This is a genomic window from Arthrobacter sp. JSM 101049, assembly GCF_041679245.1.
Classification (GTDB): Bacteria; Actinomycetota; Actinomycetes; order Actinomycetales; family Micrococcaceae; genus Arthrobacter_H.
Genome location: NZ_JBGFFC010000008.1, coordinates 1 through 17,634, shown reverse-complemented (window position 1 = coordinate 17,634; position 17,634 = coordinate 1). Strand labels below are relative to the sequence as shown.

Annotated in this window: 14 protein-coding genes; 1 reads left to right on the top strand and 13 read right to left on the bottom strand. The window is 59.6% G+C overall.

What is annotated here, in order from left to right:
• From murA to leuC, 3 genes are all read right to left on the bottom strand, one after another.
• A complete protein-coding gene (murA, locus tag AB8M85_RS15655) occupies positions 1-1,341 on the bottom strand; it encodes a UDP-N-acetylglucosamine 1-carboxyvinyltransferase (protein ID WP_372699768.1) in 1,341 nt (446 codons plus the stop codon).
• Positions 1,342-1,485: 144 nt separating this feature from the next.
• Positions 1,486-2,088 (bottom strand): 3-isopropylmalate dehydratase small subunit, encoded by a 603-nt coding sequence (leuD, locus tag AB8M85_RS15650; RefSeq protein WP_372699767.1) that lies wholly within the window; start codon positions 2,086-2,088, stop codon positions 1,486-1,488.
• 11 nt (positions 2,089-2,099) lie between these two features.
• The gene (gene leuC, locus AB8M85_RS15645) at positions 2,100-3,572 is read right to left on the bottom strand and encodes a 3-isopropylmalate dehydratase large subunit (protein WP_372699766.1); all 1,473 of its coding nucleotides are present in this window, start codon (positions 3,570-3,572) and stop codon (positions 2,100-2,102) included.
• A 108-nt stretch (positions 3,573-3,680) separates the two neighbouring features.
• Here leuC and AB8M85_RS15640 point away from each other — a divergent pair, with 108 nt between their 5' ends.
• Positions 3,681-4,400, top strand: coding sequence for an IclR family transcriptional regulator (locus AB8M85_RS15640; RefSeq protein ID WP_372699765.1), 720 nt, complete (start codon positions 3,681-3,683; stop codon positions 4,398-4,400).
• A gap of 21 nt (positions 4,401-4,421) precedes the next feature.
• Here the strand turns inward: AB8M85_RS15640 and AB8M85_RS15635 are convergent, their stop codons facing one another.
• From AB8M85_RS15635 to AB8M85_RS15590, 10 genes are all read right to left on the bottom strand, one after another.
• Positions 4,422-5,051, bottom strand: coding sequence for a hypothetical protein (locus AB8M85_RS15635; RefSeq protein WP_372699764.1), 630 nt, complete (start codon positions 5,049-5,051; stop codon positions 4,422-4,424).
• 4 nt (positions 5,052-5,055) lie between these two features.
• Positions 5,056-6,255, bottom strand: coding sequence for an SH3 domain-containing protein (locus AB8M85_RS15630; RefSeq protein WP_372699763.1), 1,200 nt, complete (start codon positions 6,253-6,255; stop codon positions 5,056-5,058).
• A 344-nt stretch (positions 6,256-6,599) separates the two neighbouring features.
• Positions 6,600-7,682, bottom strand: a complete 1,083-nt coding sequence (gene thiL / locus AB8M85_RS15625; RefSeq protein WP_372699762.1) for a thiamine-phosphate kinase — start codon at positions 7,680-7,682, stop codon at positions 6,600-6,602.
• 242 nt (positions 7,683-7,924) lie between these two features.
• Positions 7,925-8,455: a DapH/DapD/GlmU-related protein gene (locus tag AB8M85_RS15620; RefSeq protein WP_372699836.1), complete on the bottom strand. Its 531-nt coding sequence runs from the start codon at positions 8,453-8,455 to the stop codon at positions 7,925-7,927.
• 211 nt (positions 8,456-8,666) lie between these two features.
• Positions 8,667-9,752, bottom strand: a complete 1,086-nt coding sequence (locus tag AB8M85_RS15615) for a glycosyltransferase family 4 protein (RefSeq protein WP_372699761.1) — start codon at positions 9,750-9,752, stop codon at positions 8,667-8,669.
• A gap of 679 nt (positions 9,753-10,431) precedes the next feature.
• Positions 10,432-12,585 carry a glycosyltransferase gene (locus tag AB8M85_RS15610; RefSeq protein WP_372699760.1) on the bottom strand — a complete coding sequence of 718 codons (2,154 nt, stop codon included), beginning with the start codon at positions 12,583-12,585 and terminating at the stop codon, positions 10,432-10,434.
• Positions 12,586-13,005: a hypothetical protein gene (locus AB8M85_RS15605; protein ID WP_372699759.1), complete on the bottom strand. Its 420-nt coding sequence runs from the start codon at positions 13,003-13,005 to the stop codon at positions 12,586-12,588.
• A gap of 41 nt (positions 13,006-13,046) precedes the next feature.
• Positions 13,047-13,661: a class I SAM-dependent methyltransferase gene (locus tag AB8M85_RS15600; RefSeq protein ID WP_372699835.1), complete on the bottom strand. Its 615-nt coding sequence runs from the start codon at positions 13,659-13,661 to the stop codon at positions 13,047-13,049.
• A gap of 134 nt (positions 13,662-13,795) precedes the next feature.
• The gene (locus AB8M85_RS15595) at positions 13,796-15,148 is read right to left on the bottom strand and encodes a UDP-glucose/GDP-mannose dehydrogenase family protein (RefSeq protein WP_372699834.1); all 1,353 of its coding nucleotides are present in this window, start codon (positions 15,146-15,148) and stop codon (positions 13,796-13,798) included.
• A gap of 562 nt (positions 15,149-15,710) precedes the next feature.
• Positions 15,711-17,174, bottom strand: coding sequence for a DapH/DapD/GlmU-related protein (locus AB8M85_RS15590; RefSeq protein WP_372699758.1), 1,464 nt, complete (start codon positions 17,172-17,174; stop codon positions 15,711-15,713).
• Positions 17,175-17,634: the final 460 nt, after the last annotated feature.

Genomic DNA, 17,634 nt, shown 5'->3' with positions numbered 1-17,634 from the left:
CTAGGCGGTTTCGCTCAGTACGGTTTCGCCGATTTCGACGCGCGCGCCGAGCCCCTGGAGCTTGTCCAGGAACTTCTCGTAGCCGCGGCTGATCAGCTCGATGCCGGTGACATGGCTGGTGCCCTCGGCCGCCAGGGCGGCGATCAGGTGGGAGAACCCGCCACGCAGGTCGGGGATGTCGATGTCCCGGCCGACCAGTTGGGCCGGCCCGGTGATGACGGCCGAGTGCTGGAAGTTGCGCTGGCCGAAGCGGCATGGGACGGCTCCGAGGCATTCGCGGTGCAGCTGGATCGTGGCGCCCATGCGCACCAGCGCATCGGTGAAGCCGAAGCGGTTCTCGTAGACGGTCTCGTGCACGATGGACACTCCGGCTGCCTGGGTCAGGGCCACGACGAGGGGCTGCTGCCAGTCGGTCATGAACCCGGGGTGCACGTCGGTCTCCAGGACCAGCGGCTTTAGTTCCCCACCGGGGTGGAAGAAGCGGATGCCGTCATCGTGGACCTCGAAGTCGCCGCCGACCTTGCGGTAGGTGTTCAGGAACGAGGTCAGGTCCTGCTGGTCGGCGCCCTCGACGTAGATGTCTCCCCGGGTGACCAGCGCAGCGGAGGCCCAGGAGGCGCCCTCGTTGCGATCCGGGATGGCGCGGTGGTTGTAGCCGTGCAGCTCGGCGACCCCTTCGATCCGGATCACGCGGTCGGTCTGCACCGTGATGATGGCGCCCATCTTCTGGAGCAGGGCGATGAGGTCCATGATCTCGGGCTCGACGGCCGCTCCGGCGAGTTCGGTGATGCCCTCGGCGCGGACGGCGGTCAGCAGGACCTGCTCGGTGGCGCCGACGCTCGGGTAGGGCAGGGTGACCTTGGCGCCCTTGAGTCCGCGCGGGGCGCTGATGGCGATACCGTTCGGGCGCTTGTCCACGACGGCGCCGAAGTTGCGCAGGACGTCCAGGTGGAAGTCGATGGGGCGGTCGCCGATGCGGCAGCCGCCCAGGTCGGGGATGAATGCCTCACCGATGCTGTGGATCAGCGGGCCGCAGAAGAGGATCGGAATCCGCGAGTCGCCAGCGTGCGCGTCGATCTCGTTCGACGGGGCGGTCTTCGCACCCTGCGGATCCAGGGCGAGGTCACCGGACTCCGGGTCCTTGGTGACAGTGACGCCGTGGATCTGCAGCAGGCTCGTGACGACCTCGACGTCCTTGATTTCCGGTACGTTGCGCAGCACCGATGGCGTGTTCCCGAGCAGCGAGGCGACCATCGCCTTCGGCACCAGGTTCTTGGCCCCCCTGACCTTTACTCTCCCCTTCAGCGGCACTCCGCCGTGGATAGTCAGGACCTTGCCCATGTATCAAAACCTCACACTTGTCTGGTTCTTCGAAATCTCCGAAGGTTCCCGGTAAGCATACAGCCACGACCGGCTGCGCCCCCGGAACGAGGGGCCGTTCCAGGGGCGCGATTCGCGGCCAGCGGAAGGCCTCGCCGGCACCGTTCAGGAGCGCCGGGCCGGCAGGGTCGTGGGCTTCCAGCTGGGCCGTGTGGCCTCGAAGTCGGTGATGTCCTGTTCCTGTTGCAAGGTCAGGCCGATATCGTCCAGGCCCTCCATGAGGCGCCACCGCGTGTAGTCGTCGATCTCGAACGGCGCGGTGATCGATCCGCAGCTCACGGTCCGCGATTCGAGGTCGACCGTGACCGTGGTGCCGGGGTGGTTGTCCAGCTCCTTCCAGATGAGCTCAATGTCACCCTGGGCGACCTGGGCGGCGACCAGTCCCTGCTTGCCGGAGTTGCCGCGGAAGATGTCGCCGAAGCGGGAGGACAGCACGGCACGGAAGCCGTAGTCCTTCAGGGCCCAGACGGCGTGTTCTCGGGAAGAACCGGTTCCGAAGTCGGGGCCGGCGACCAGGACGGAACCTGCGGCATAGGCCTCCTGGTTCAGCACGAACTGCGGGTCCTTGCGCCACCGGGCGAAGAGGGCGTCGTCGAACCCGGTGCGCGTGATGCGCTTGAGGTAGACGGCGGGGATGATCTGGTCGGTGTCGACGTCGGATTGGCGCAGCGGGACGCCGATGCCGGTGTGGGTGGTGATCTTTTCCATGTCTGTTGTCCTTACGCTGCCGCGGCGGCTGCGCCGTCGATCGGGTCCAGGTCGGAGGGCGAGCTCAGGGTGCCGCGGACCGCCGTGGCAGCGGCAACCAGGGGCGAGACCAGGTGGGTCCGGCCGCCCTTGCCCTGGCGTCCCTCGAAGTTGCGGTTGGAGGTCGAGGCGCACCGTTCGCCCTCTGCCAGCTGGTCGGGGTTCATGCCCAGGCACATCGAGCAGCCGGCGAAGCGCCATTCCGCGCCGAAGTCCTTGAACACCTGGTCCAGCCCCTCGGCTTCGGCCTCCAAGCGCACCCGGGCGGATCCGGGGACGACGATCATGCGGATGTCCGGGTCCTTCTCGCGGCCGCGGATGATATCGGCCGCGGTGCGCAGGTCCTCCATGCGGGAGTTGGTGCAGGACCCCAGGAAGACGGTGTCGACCCGGATGTCCTTCATGGGCGTGCCGGCGGTCAACCCCATGTAGTCCAGCGCCCGTTCGCAGGCGGCGCGGGCGTTCTCGTCCTCGAAGTCCTCGGGGGCGGGAACCGGCTGCGAGAGGGAGACGCCCTGGCCGGGGTTGGTCCCCCAGGTGACGAAGGGCTCGAGGTCGTCGGCGTTGATGTTCACCTCGGCGTCGAAGGAGGCATCGTCGTCCGTGCGCAGCGTCTTCCAGTACTCGACGGCGGCGTCCCAGTCCGCGCCCTGCGGGGCGTGGGGGCGGCCCTCGAGGTAGTCGAAGGTGGTCTGGTCGGGGGCGACCAAGCCGGCGCGGGCCCCGGCTTCGATCGACATGTTGCAGATGGTCATGCGGGCTTCCATCGACAGGGACCGGATTGCCGAGCCGCGGTATTCCAGCACGTATCCCTGTCCCCCGCCGGTGCCAATCTTGGCGATGACGGCCAGGATGATGTCCTTGGACGTGACGCCGGGGCGCAGTGTGCCCTCGACGTTGATCGCCATGGTCTTGAACGGCTTCAGCGACAGCGTCTGGGTGGCCATGACATGTTCCACCTCGGAAGTGCCGATGCCGAAGGCCAGCGCACCGAAGGCGCCGTGGGTGGAGGTGTGGGAATCACCGCAGACCACGGTGACACCGGGCTGGGTCAGTCCGAGCTGGGGGCCAACCACGTGGACGATGCCCTGCTCCTTGTCGCCCAGGGAGTGGAGGCGCACGCCGAACTCGGCGCAGTTGGCGCGCAGCGTCTCGATCTGCGTCCGGGACGTCACGTCGGCGATGGGCTTGTCGATCTCCAGCGTCGGGGTGTTGTGGTCCTCGGTGGCGATCGTGAGGTCAGGGCGGCGCAGGGGCCGGTTCGCCAGGCGGAGTCCCTCGAAGGCCTGCGGGGATGTCACCTCGTGGATCAGGTGCAGGTCGATGTAGATGAGGTCGGGACGCTGGGCATCGCCCTCGCCGCCGCCCTTGTGCACCACGTGGTCGTTCCAGACCTTTTCGGCCAGCGTCTGCGGCTCGCGGGCCGGCTGTTCCGTTGACGACATGTCGGTTTCCTCCTGAAGTAATGCCTCGATACAAGGAAACCACCGGCTCCGTGCGGGGTGCCAGCACTTGCCCGTGCATCTCAAATGTTGAGACGGTAGTATCAGAACATGGACACACCCAGTGGAGTCGGAGTCATCGACAAGGCAGCCCTCGTGCTCGACTCGCTCGAGGCAGGACCCATCAGCCTGGCCCAATTGGTGGCGGCGACCGGCCTCTCCCGACCGACCGTGCACCGGCTCGCCCAGGCATTGGTCCACCACCGGTTGGCGGCCAAGGACATCCACGGCCGCTTCATGCTCGGCAGCCGTCTCGTCGAGCTCGCCTCCGCAGCCGGGGAGGACCGGCTGATCGCCGCCGCCGGCCCCCTGTTGATCCAGCTGCGCGATGCCACCGGCGAGAGTTCGCAGGTCTTCCGCCGGCAGGGCGACCACCGTGTCTGCGTGGCCTCGGCCGAGCGGCCCGTCGGCCTGCGCGACACCATCCCCGTGGGGACGCAGCTGTCCATGAAAGCCGGATCCGCCGCCCAGGTGCTCCTCGCCTGGGAGGACCACGAGCGCCTGCTCCACGGGCTCAACCACGCGCGCTTCTCCCCCACCATCCTGGCCGGGGTACGACGGCGGGGCTGGGCCCAATCCCTCGGCGAACGCGAGCAGGGCGTGGCGTCGGTCTCCGCCCCGGTGCGTGGGCCGTCCGGCCGGGTCATCGCCGCGGTGTCGATCTCCGGCCCCATCGAGCGCCTGACACGTCAACCGGGCAAGGAGCATTCGGAGATCGTGTGCAGGATCGCGGCCCAACTGAGCGAGGCGCTGAAGAAGCCTGCCTCGTAGCCGTCCCCGAATTCGCGGGGATCAGTACGGCCAACTCCATCCACCGTTGCTGTTGGGGTCGTAGACAACCGTTCCGCTGTCGTACGGGACATCGAGCACGATCTTGCCGGTGACCTTCTGTCCCGGGTTCACCAGCGCCGGTGCCAATTCGTCCTCGCCGAGGCACCCCCAAGCCGATTCGGAGGCGACCTCCCGGTCAATCACGCCGGTGGGTCCCGTGACCGAGAAGGCCTGGGACACGAGCGGCATGAACATCTCGTCCTCGGTGCCGGCAACCTCATGCGCGACATCACGATCCAACGACGCCTCGACATCGAGGATGAGGAAGGTCCCGTTCTCGGGAGTCAGCCGGAAGCTGCCGACCCGTGCGGGGCAGTCCTTGGCGGCCGTGATCTTGGTGATCGCCAGGGAAAAGAGCCGATCGCCCTCGTCGTTGGCCAGGACGGCCGCTTCGCCGACGTTCTTCTCGACGTTGTCCATGGTGTCCGTGGTGACCGTGGCGCCGCTGGTGGGATCCACCTCCATGGCCTCTGGTCCCTGCTGCTCGAGCCCCGGCCCCTTGTCCGACTGGGCGGCCACAGTTCCGAGTACCACCGATCCCGCCAGGACGACGGCGCCACCGGCAACAAAGAGGGTGCGCTTGATGTTCATGGTCTCAGTACCTCTTCAGGTAGTCGCCGGAAGCCACGGGGATCCCCGACTTCTTCATGTAGCTGGCCATCTTCTTGGAGGCAACGTAGGCCCACACCCTGGCACCGGAGGCGTCGGTGACGAGCTTGCGGTTGTAGTTCTGGTTGTCCAGCGGGTTCGACGGATCGAACCGCTCCCAGCTGTCCATGTTCCTCAGCGTCGAGGTATGCAGCGACGGCTTGAACCTCATCCGTTCGACGACGACCCGTCCCTTTGTTGTCCCGGGGACCATGTAGGACCACCAGGTCTTGTCCCGGCGCAGGTAGAGGTTGTGGCCGACGACGGTGGTCCTCTTCTCGGACGAGGTCTTGCCCCTGATCAGGAAGTAGGCCGACTGCCCATGCCGCAACGTCCCGTAGACGGCAACGTCGTGTCGATCGTGGGAGGAGAGATAGGTGTTCTTGATCCATCCGGTGCCTTTGGAGGTCTTGACGTTGGACCATCCGGATCGGGTCGCGAGAAATTGCACGCGCTCCCAGGCCGGAACGACGCCCAGGGAACGATGCCGGGTACCGACGCCGGTACGCACGTTGACCTTGCTGGTGGCCCACCGGTAGACTTTCGGTTTGGGGGTGCTCACCGCCTTTTTGGTTAAACCCGCTGATCTGACCCAGCCGGCGCCGGCGGACGACTTGACGTAATCCCAGCCAGTCGTGGAGCGGAACCATTCGACCTTGGTGTTCTTGCCGAACGTCGCCGTCTTCCGGCCACCCTTGCGGGTCGAGGCGTACGCCGGGACGGTTTTCTTGGCCCATCGGTACGATACGGCGGGCTGTTTGGTCGACAAGGACGAGGCGGGGACGTATCCCGTCTTCGTCGAGTGTTTGACCTTGCGCCACGCCCCAGTTCCTCCGAGGTACACGACCCGGGTCCGTCGCTGCAGGCCGGCCAGCGCGCTGGAGGCGGTGGACTTCGACCTGTACAGGGGCGTAAAGGCGCCGATATAACGGTATGCGACCTTCACAGACGACTTGGCCGTGGTGGACTTCAGGAACTTCGAGCTGACCCAACCGATCTTGCCCGCTGCCTTGACCTGCCACCATGTCCCGGATTTCCGGCCCGTGGGGACGACGTGGGTCCCCTTTTTCAGGACCTTCAGGCTCCGGTGTTTGGTGGCGGCCCCGGCACGCAGGTTCAGGTTGGCCGTCGTGCGGACAGTTTTCACCGCAGTGGCCCGAGCAACACTCAGCCCTGCGGCGACCGGGGAAGTCGCGGGCCTCTGCGGCGCCACGGACATCGTCGGGGCTCCCTGTTGCGACGCTGCAACCACGGCCGTTCCCGAAGCGTGCGCCGGGATGACGGGTGCACCCAGGAGAACCAGACTCAGGACGACGCCGATTCCCTGCCTGAAGCGGCGCCTTCGCCGCTCACCGACGCTGGCGCCGTCGATCACGCGACTGCGCGGAAACCAGTACCCCCATGCCCCATAACAGGACCTCTCCCCCATATATCCAGCTGTACGAGCAAACCTGGAAAGCAGATTAGCCCACAAATGGGCGAATGCGAATTCTATCCACCGAAGTGGTCGAAGCCTGGTCCACGGAAGGCTTCACGCGCCTCATGGAGTGGCAGGGAATCCAGGAACAAGAGCGGGGCGGCCATGTCTGCGTCTTCTGTAGGCTCCCCGGTTTCGACAACGGTGCCGACAGTGTGGAAGCCTGCCGGAATCGTTGCGGTTCCCGGGAAGCACGCCAGCAGGCCATGGTCTTCTCCCCCGGCCAGCATCCAATCCAGGGGATCGCCACCTAGCCGCTCTGCTGCAGCCGCAACGTCGATTCCCCGGGACGACATGTCGGCTCGCAGTCGAAGGAGCGCTGCCGAGTCCAGGTCGATGGAGACCGAACTGGCACGGGCCATGCGTCCGCCGTCCCTGACGAGTCCATCGGAGATGTCCATCATGGCCGTGGCTCCGGCCGCGGCCGCGGCCGGACCCGCCCACAGCGGCGGGCGTGGGCGACTGTGCAGCGAGACAAGGTTCCGCGCGATATCGTCGAGCGCGGCGTGGGGCAGGTCGGCTTCCAGCAGGGACAGGCCGGCGGCTGCTGCTCCGAGGACGCCGCACACGGCCACGACGTCGCCTGGACGCGCGCCGCTGCGCAGAACGGCAGGCCCTGTTAGGGACCCGGTGAGGGCAGCCGTGATCGACAGCTCCCCGCCCGAGCTCAAGTCCCCGCCGGCCAGGGCACAGCGCGAGGCTCCCAGCTCATGTAGGGCCGCGGTGAAACCGTCGGCAATGCCTTCGGCCCATGTCACCGGGGTGGCCGGAGGCAGCGTGAGGCTGATGACCGCTGCGGTGGCCACGGCGCCCATGGCGTTGACGTCGGACAGGTTTTGGGCCGCCGACTTCCAGCCGACGTCGTACCCCGTGCTGTGGTAGCCGCTGCGCCAGAGGAGCCGGAAGTCCTGGTCCTGGACGAGGGTGTCGACGGTGAAAACGAAACGGCCGCCGGGTGCCGCGATCACGGCGGCGTCGTCGCCGGGACCAAGCAACATGTCGGCACCCCGGAGCCGGGGCAGGATGCGGGCCAGGAGCCCTGCCTCCCCGATTCCCGCGACCGTAGGATCGGTGTCGTTCTGGGGTTTTTCAGCCACGGGCCCTCCGTACGGCGTCGGCAAAGTCGTTGAAGCGTTGGATCTCGGCGGCCACCGGTTCGGCAACCGCGCGGTGGGCAGCCTCGGCGATAGCTGCTGTCAGCCTCTTGCAGCGCTTTCTCGAAGCCGACCGCCCCGGTACGTTGGAGCGACTGTGTGAACGGATCATCCGCTACAGGCAGCACTACAACCACCGCCAGCCGCATAAGTCCCTGAACCACTCGACCCCACACACTGCTGCCCTAGTCCGCCTCTACAAGTTCATCTAAGTCGCGAATCCGGCGGGCCGGGACGCCAGCGTAAAGCGTGTTCGGCGGGACGTTCGATGTGACTACAGCTCCGGCGGCGATTACAGAGTTGTGACCAATACGGACGCCGCCGAGGATGGTCGACGACCCGCCGATCCAGCATCCGTCACCGATTACAATTTCGTCAACTCTATTCTTGCCAGCGCGTTTACGAGTTGACCCGGGGTCGTGGGAATCAGTTAGGAAACGACAAAACGGCCCAATATTAACATTCTTCCCAATTGTGGTATGGCTTCGTATATATGCATCGCGGTTTATGAATGTACCCTCCCCGATGCTAACGGGCCCAAAAATCTCGCTTCCTCGGTATATCTTTGTATACGGTTCGATGAGTACCTCGCTGCCAGGGCCGGCGAAAACGCTTGCCCTTGGGTCAATGACGCAGCCTTTACCGATTCGAGCGAATTCTGTACTACGCTCAGGCGTTCCTACCAGAGTTCGCAATGCCTCGAGCTCTCGCTTCATCGATGCAATCTCCGTCCGCAGAGACCGGACCACCTCTGGGTCGTCCATGCCTATCTCGGATCCGTTGCCACTCATACAGTCTCCACTAGAAATCATATGAAGAACCTGTCACTGGACATACGACCATTGCTTCGGCCTTCATAGCCGCCAGACTTCCAAATCAAAATGCTTTCGGCCGCGTAACCCAAATTCTGGGTCATTCCGCATGGCGTCACATCGAAAGAGCGCTGAAGAGCAACGCGTCCGACACGTCTTGGCTTCTTTCCGATTCAACCACGGTTCTTCCCGCGTGCTGAACAGAGCGATAGTTATCCTCGTTCAGGAGAAAGTCAAAGTCGTCTTCGAGGCTTCGAATTGGCGCCTTACCGAATGGATAATCTCCGAAGTTTGACCACAAACCAATGCGAAGATTGCGCCCGAATTGGAAACCGACAATGCCATGTTTTCCGGCTCCGAGGCACGGTGTTCCAACAGCGAGACTTTGCAGGGCACCGCGCCCCGCACCCACAGTAAAGACCGCTTCTTGCATCAACAACGGAACTTCGTCGCTGTCTTTCCACCCGGTGAATTCTACAGAAATGTTATCTGTCTCTGTCACAGCAGTGTTCAAAGATACTTCTGCAAGTGTGCGTTCAGGCCCATCCCCAACAACTACTATTCGCCAGCGCAGCGGGCTCTCGACTTCTTTGATCCGTTCAATTAGTCGGAGCAACGCTTCGATTTGACTTCGCTTATCGGCATCAATTCGCGACGCGACCACAATCGTTGCCGTTCCGTCTTTGATTTTTTGAGCCAACGGTATCGGCAGTAGAGCGAAGCGATCAGAGGTAATGCCGTTGGGAACAACGTGAACTCGCCACGGTTCCACTTTGCAAAAATTTATAAGAAAGTCAGCAAGCGACGTGGTGACGGCAAGAAACGCCTCCACCTTATCCCGCCACTCATACGCCCCGTCCGAATAGTATCCGTGGAACATCACAAAGACAGGCTTTTCACGGTGCGAATTCACGAATAAGGCGAGTTCCCTTGATTTCTGGGGCTGGGCGAGAATCAGATCATACTCAACATGCTCGCGAATCAACGATGCTGTCGGCATCCAGTCTTCCCAGTCCACCTCTATTACTGCCAAGCCTCGATCGCGAGCGCGCTCTGAAATAGTACCTGGTCGCAAAACTAAGGTAACTTCGTGGCCAGCCAGTTTTAGTGCCTGTGCACCGGCTAGCACGTTCTCGTGCAAGCCTCCCCACTCGGCCACGGTAAATGCTGGAAGAAGTATCGACTTTCCCAACGAAATCATGCCTCCTTGATCGAGTCGAACGAGCCAACATGTTCATGCTGATCCGGACAATTCAAACGAAGACCGGTACTGGCCAAGAGTCGATCAATTTTCGGTCGATTGCGTAGACTCCCACAGAATCTGCTTGGCAGCTCGATTGAATTTGCTACTAGGTCTTCAGCGAACAGAACTCCAGCTGCCAAATACGCCGCTCCGGGGTGCCCACTTAATTCACTGAGGAGAAACGCATTGCTAGCAACCACAAAGCGCCCTAGAGAGGATAGGCTTCCCGCGAAAGAATCACTGCCTAGAACCGTCATACGAACTTCAGTCCCGTTTCCGGGGGCAAATGCTGCGGGGGACGTTCCAAGATCGCATGATAGATCGATTGCGATCCTTCCGAGGCCGTCTGGAATAGGCTTCGGACCGTAGTCAATAGGTGCTGGCACAACCCAGGTCGGCTCACAATAGGCAATTATCGAAGTGGCTGTCTCAGCTCCCACCTGTTTCGGAAATTGGAATTCGCCAGCGACCCAGGGCGCCCATACAAGTGTTGAGGCAACGGCTAGCCGATCTTGCGAAAGGCTCAAAGGGGCTGCATCCATCCAAAATTCTGTAATCGGAGGATGGCCATCGTACCGATGCACCTCAGCCACGCGCAATCCGGAGCGTCCGGATTGCTCTGCTACCCATTCGATTTTCATGCTGTAGCCTCAACTCGCGGCAATAGGGTGTCCTTGAGACTCTCGTACGCGTCCTTTTGCGATGTAACCAATTTTAAATCTTGGCACGGATACAACTTCGAGAGCTTTCGATACGCGTCGATGCCCGATGCAATTTCGGAGAACGTCAGAATTACGACCTTCATCTGGTGCTGAGCGTCTGTCACCGAGTGAATCAGCCTACTCTTTGCGACGCCGCGAACGGAAACTGGCAGCACGAACGGCTCCTCACCTGTCGGTATCAGCAGCGAAACGCCTTGCGAAGTCGGCAACGTAGCGTCCAAAAGTCGCTGAATACTTTGCAAAATTGCTCTCGACGTTTCGAGCATAGGATGCAGGGGCCGCACCTGACCTTCGACTTTTCGCGTAGCAGTGACGGAAACATTTAGGCCTAAGCCTCGCAACTGGACAAGGTCATCAAGAGAGACGTCTGAGAATTTAGCGTAATGCGAGATGATCGAGCCGGTGACCTCCATCTCCGTCAAAATGTAGTCGACATTCCGGACCTTACCAAGACGGATAGCGAAATCTTCAATGTCACCACGCACTTCCAATTGCCGGTTCACCAGATGATCGGGGAGATATCGAAGTAACGCCGCATCCAAATTGTCCTTTTCAGCTATTTTGGGCCACGGTTCCTTCTTCGCTGCTTCATGCAATTCCTTCCGTCCTTCGACGGACGCGGGAGTGTGGATCATGAATCTACTCAGCTTGGCGGCAACCTTCTGATTGGAACCATCAGTTTCTGTCACCTGTCCGGCGTGGACCCTTCGCAGGAAGAGGATCTTTCCGGTATGTACCCATCTGACGCCAGCACGCATCATTCGAAGCGCGAGGTTGTTATCTATCGCGCTAGTGATTGACTCGTTGTACCGGAAACTCCTTATTAGTTCTGTCTCAACTAGCCACGTAGAATGACCTGGCGCTTGGCCAGTTAGAAACGAAGTCGTTGGAGCGAACGCTTTCTTCGATACGTGCAAGAAGAATTCCCCCGTCACATCGTCGAAGTTGGCCCAAGACCCAAACGTGGCTTGAACACCCTGTCTCATAGCGGACAGGCTGATTTGCAGTCGTTCGGGAATCATCAAATCGTCATCATCATGTACTGCTGTGTAGAAGCCCCGAGATTCATCGGCAGCGCGGTTTCGCGCTGCGGAAATTCCTGCGTTTTCTTGATAGAAATACCTAATGCGGGGGTCATTGAAGGATGCCACAACGGCCCGTGTTTGGTCCGTAGACCCGTCGTCCACAACGACGATTTCAAAGTCCTGCATGGTCTGGAGTAAGACAGAATTGATGCTTGTCCGCAGGAACTCAGCGCGATTGTAAGTAGCAATTGCTACTGAAACTAGCGGACCCGCGGAGCCAGGGTATTCCCAATTCAGGACATTGCGAAGAGTCGTTGGGTCGGTATCCACGATCTTTCTATTGAAGTCGACCGCGGCTTTTCCCTGAACGCTTCCATCAGCGACATTACGTGAAGACGGATGCCACATGTGGTACATGCGGACCGAATCATCCTCAATCCAGATAAGGCGATAACCTGCACGCTGAATTCTCTTGGCGAAGTCCATGTCTTCCCCACCATAAGTGTGCATTCTTTCGTCAAGACCACGCACACGATCGAACGCTGCACGAGAAACAGCCATCATTCCCCCCATTCCCCAGCGCGGCCGGAGACGGGCGCTAGAGGCAAACGCGCTCCAGTCGAACCCCAATTCGCTGATCCGAGAGGCGTCATATCCGGTTGGAAGATCTCTGCACTGAAGGACTACCGACGTCCACGGATCATCCAAAACGCGCTGGGCGATGATTTCCATTGACCGAGGGCTGAAGAGCATATCGGCATCAGTAGAAACCAGCACCTGACCAGAAGCGAGTCCGAAGCCTGCATTCAACGCGCGCGCACGCGACCAGGTCCCGTCAGTCTGTGTATACCGGTAACGTGCACCGGCCCCCCTTGCAGCCATCTCATTTGTTTCGGGGTCGGAGGAGCCGAAGTCTGAAACAATGACTTCCCCTTTAAGGTCACCAAAGGAGGAGATAATCGACTCGATGGAGAGCCTGAGCCGATCTACCCCCCAGTCCTTAAAGCCGATTACAACAGAGACGTCAACGCGTTGTGAATCCACTTACTTTTGCACTTCCTTTAGTACCCGTCCAGTAATTTGCAGACTGGGTTGATCAAAATGAATGGCGGCGTACGAGTACCAGATTTCAGAGAACTCAACGTACGAAGCTTCTGCTAGCTTCCACGGCGAAATGCTGAGCTTCACCCTGCTCACCGCACGGCGCGACCTAATTGTCTTCAATTTGATAGCGCCTGATTGAGATGTTTGGGGAAGATAGACAAAGGCGGCACCGAGTGTTTTGGATACCGACCAGTCTAGTTCTTTTGGTCCTATTTCATTTCCGGACACATCGAAGCACTCCGCTGTTACGACGTACCACCGATCGGAATTGATGATCCCATCTACTGTCACGAAGAGATCAATGGTGTGAGTCGGCAGCTCCGTGTTGAGCTCATAGAGCGCCTGAGGTAAGTTCTTCACGTTTTCCTTTACAACTTGTAGTTCATTCCCCGCAACAATTACTAGGAGGTCTTTTCGAACCTAAAGGCGGTCGACCTTCCGAGTCGTTCGTGAAGAACAAGTTTGCCGTGCTCATAGTCTTCGCGCAGCCAGGACTGTGCAATGGAATACTCAACTTCGCGGTCTACGTCATCCAACACGATGTATGCGCCGTTAGAAAGCAGGGGTGCGAAGTAGTGCATGGCGGGATAACGAGATCGTGGCGCAACTCCGCCGGGCGGTCCGTCCACAAACAGCAAGTCAATGCCCGCTCGAAAGCGCGGAGGCCGCTCCAAGTCATACCAATGGCCCGTCGCGTATTCTGTCGTCTGCTCATTCAACGGGGCAAACTTAAGTTCCACACACTCGTTCAATCCGTGCACACTAAGGCGTTTCTCTGTTAGAGACAGAAACTTTATATCGTGTTCAACGCTTACTAATCGGCCGCTCCGACGCTTTTGCAACGCGTACGCCATCCATAGTGTCGCAATACCACTACCAAGCTCTACGACCTCAGGACCTTCGGGGTACTCGAGTATCTGCTCAACGAGCCACGCTATAGTCTCGTATGTCGCCGCCCACCCACCCGCTGGCCTAATCCGTGCCGTCGGCTCCAAGATCGAATATAGATAATTCATCGAATCAACTTCGCGGGGAATGTCCTGAGCAACGGTACGCAGTTGCCTGCTCAAAGCTGACACTTGATTGTCAAGTTGGCTAAGATCCCGGGCTAAACTTGACTCAATTTCTTCCACAGGTCCAATCCAACTCTCTAGAGGCTAGCCATCATTTGTGAGTTTCTTCCGTCTAGTGCGGGACGTCCCATGCCTCTGTACTTCCACCCGGCGTCGCACCAAGAAGCACTATCCAGGACGTTCCGGCCATCGATTATGATTCGGGCTGCAGTCTTCGTGGCTACCGTAACCGGATCAAGGTTCACGTATTCAGCCCATTCAGTGACCAGCACTACTAGCTCGGCACCTTCCAGAGCTTCTTGGGTACTTTCCAAATAGTGGAGCTCGGGGAAACGCTTCCTAGCATTATTAATTGCAAACGGATCAGTAACTGTCACCGCAGCTCCCTGAAGCTGTAGTTGAGCCGCGACCGACAGAGCGGGGGAATCGCGCACATCATCGGAGTCTGGCTTAAAGGAAGCCCCGAGCATCGTAATGCGCTTGCCAATAAGAGAGCCGCCGAGGACTTCTCTAGCTAGCTCAACAAGCCGGCTCCTTCTACGCATATTGATGTTGTCGACTTCTCGGAGGAACGTGAGCGCCTCATCCGCCCCAAGTTGTCCTGCCCGAGCCATGAATCCGCGGATATCCTTCGGCAAGCACCCGCCGCCAAAGCCCACGCCTGCATTGAGGAACTTTCGTCCGATTCGCTCGTCTAGTCCAATAGCGTCGGCGAGAACCTTAACGTCCGCTCCGGCGACTTCGCAAACCTCTGCCATTGCATTAATAAAAGAGATCTTAGTCGCCAAAAAAGAATTCGCGGATACCTTCACCAGCTCGGCCGTCGCGTAATCCGTCACAATTCGTGGAACGGAGCGAAGCAGTGCGTCTGCATACACCTCGTCCAATCGCGCAACTGCTTCATTTTCCTCGTCAGAGGTAACAGCGCCATATACTAACCGATCCGGCTGCAGCGTATCGTTTACTGCGTGGCCTTCTCGTAAGAATTCGGGATTCCAAATAAGTTCGGCTTCCGGTGCTAGCGACCTCAGTGATTCTGCAAGGCGACCAGCTGTACCTACCGGGACAGTCGATTTTCCAACTACAACATCGGCGGGGTTTAAGTATTTCGCGAGTTTAAAAAAGGCATCTTCTACGTAGCTGAGATCTGCGGCGTACTCGCCTTTGGCTTGAGGGGTACCTACGCAAATAAAGTGCACTTGACTGCCCTCTACGTGAGAGATATCAGTGGAGAAAGTCAAACTTCCAGCGGCTTGGGCTTCGTGAAGGAGCTCTGGCAGTCCCGGCTCGAAGAACGGCGCCTCTGAGTTTTGTAGCTGGCGAACCTTATTCTCGTCCACATCTATGCCAACAACATCGTGTCCTAGCTTCGCCATGGCAGCCGCATGCACGGCGCCCAGATAGCCACACCCAATTACGGAAATGCGCACAGTTCCCCCCTCGTCAAAGTCGATTGTGTAAATAACACACGAGCCTGAGAATATCACCCGCCCTTCCTGACAGCCAAAATACTCAGGCGGCCGAGGGGGCCACCCATTTTCTATGACTCCTCGTCTTCGAAGAGCTGGTGACGATCCGAATGCAGTTGAATTCAAGACCGTGGCTATGGGCCCAGCCCCGTCTACAAACAGGTCGCCAGCCAGGAAGCCGGCCTCTGTGGCAAGGTCCGCCCGTGACGACGCTGGCCAGACTTCTGGTTCGACCCGTCAAATGCATGCAACGAATGGTCCCGATTCTTCAGACCGCCGCCGTTCCCGCGTCGACGGTGGCCCGCTAGCTACATGCCTCGAGTACCAGGCGGCCGTTGGACGCACGGTGTCGATGTCGCGTGCTCGACGACGCGGCCTCAATAACTCGGGCGTATCAGCGAAGAAATTCACTGCGAGTGTCCAGAGCGTTCGTGCCGCGGACTTCGACGCTCTGGGGCCCAACAGCATTGAGTGATATCTCGCTATTATTGCAGGAACTTGCTAAACCCGTTCGGATCCGGGGTCACAGAGACTCTTTATCGTGGACGTCCTTACCGCTGCAGGCCTCCGTCCCGAACATCCCGGTTGCGATTCCTATACCTTCCAAAAAGCGTTCGCTAGTCGGCGGCTCGTGCGTGGCTCCTGCATCATAGGTGATCACCTTTAGGCGATCGAGGGTTCCGTACTTCTCCAAGGCATTCCGGAAGGGGACGAAATGCTGTTGATGGTGAAAATCGTGCACGTTCGTGAAGTAGATGATCCTAGTATCAACGTCTTGCTCATAACGCTTTATGGCGGACAGGCGATCGCCCAAATGAACCGTCCAGTCAGTGCGGCCAACTTCAATAGTTGGCCGCTGCTCAAGAACCTCGGGCAACACCGTCTTCAGAAAATGTTCCTGGGCATACGTGCTGCCATTAGGCAGGACATACTTAGCTACCTCCGTCTGGGGGTTAAACACGAGTGCTATGGCTTCCGGTAGAAGTGCAGCAATCTGAAGCGCAGCGAATCCTCCGCCTGACGAGCCGGATAAGATTATCCGTTTGGCTCCAATTCTTTTAGAGATGTCCGAAATAACTGCCGCAAGGACGGGATAAAGATCAATGTCGCGCGTGCCTGCAAACCATGCCAACTGAAGCTTCGGATCCAACGCTAGAAACGGATCCGCGAAATATAGGGCGCTGTGTGCTGTGGCCTGGAGCGTGCGAAGGCGTTCGAATCTCGGCAATGTGAACTTATTGCGGTTTAGCGCGCCGTGAAAAGAGACGATTAGGACATCGGATTGTTTATTCTCCAACAATAGCTCGAGGTCTAGGCCCTTGTCTAAAGGTCGCCGATATAGATGAATGCCCGCAGCGGGTGAGACCTCCATGCCCGAGGAAATGTACTCATAGTGAAGTTCCCTGGTGGCTTCCCCAACCACCGAAATGGTATCCAGGCTGCGTATTGGTCTTGCTGGAACTCCCCCGACGACGACATTAGCTGGCACATCACTCGTTACAACTGACCCAGCGGCCACAATCGCACCCGCGCCGATTCGTACTCCTCCAAGAATCGTGCTGGATGCTCCAATCCAGCAGCCATCCTCTACGTCGATGCCTTTGAATGTTGGTTTGCCAGCCCTCTTTCCCGGACCACCAATCTCATGGCCGTCAGTGATAAATCGAACAAAGGGTCCAACGAACACTCGATTCCCTATGGTCGTATTGGCTCGAACATAGGCGTCTCTGTTGAGAAGACAACCTTCACCGATTGAAACGGGCCCGTTAATCTCCGCATTTCGAAAAATGTTGGTGTTCGCTCCAATATGGATCGGGGATTCTTCCGTAGACCACAAAGTAGCGCCGGCTGCCACCTTTGCACCGGGCCCAATACGCGTCGAGGTCTTTTCAAATTGATCTCGGCGCTCCAAGCGCTTAACAGTCTCCGACAACCTCTTTACTTCAGCTTTAAGAATCGCGATATCGCTCTCCAAATTTGATGTCATCGCACAAACTTACCAGCGGATTTCTCGCGCCTTCGGCCACCGATGTGCCACGCTCATGACCCGGGCCCGACCATCGTGATCTGTTCACCCATCTTCCCAGCGGATCGCCCGGGCCGTGATCCCCTTGGCGGTCTAGGAATTGCGCCGGCCCGGTTGGACGGAGGCAGCATCTGCGCTGCCCTCACGGTCTTGGTTTCTGCCGGCGATGCCATGACGGCTGAACGCACGCGGGACGTAAACGCCCGTCCCCAAGGCCTTGAGCCCAGTGCAGATTACCGGGGGCCTTGATAGAGGGAACGCGACGAGGAACTGGCGCGCTCCGTGGCCCAGGCCGTGTTAGGCGTCTTGTTGTTTGACCGCGGGGACGTCATCATCGGCGGCGAGCGGTCTTTTTTCGGGGAAGTCTTGATCTAGTGCCGTCGGCGGCGTCAGGCTGACGATGACTGGTAAAGACGAACGG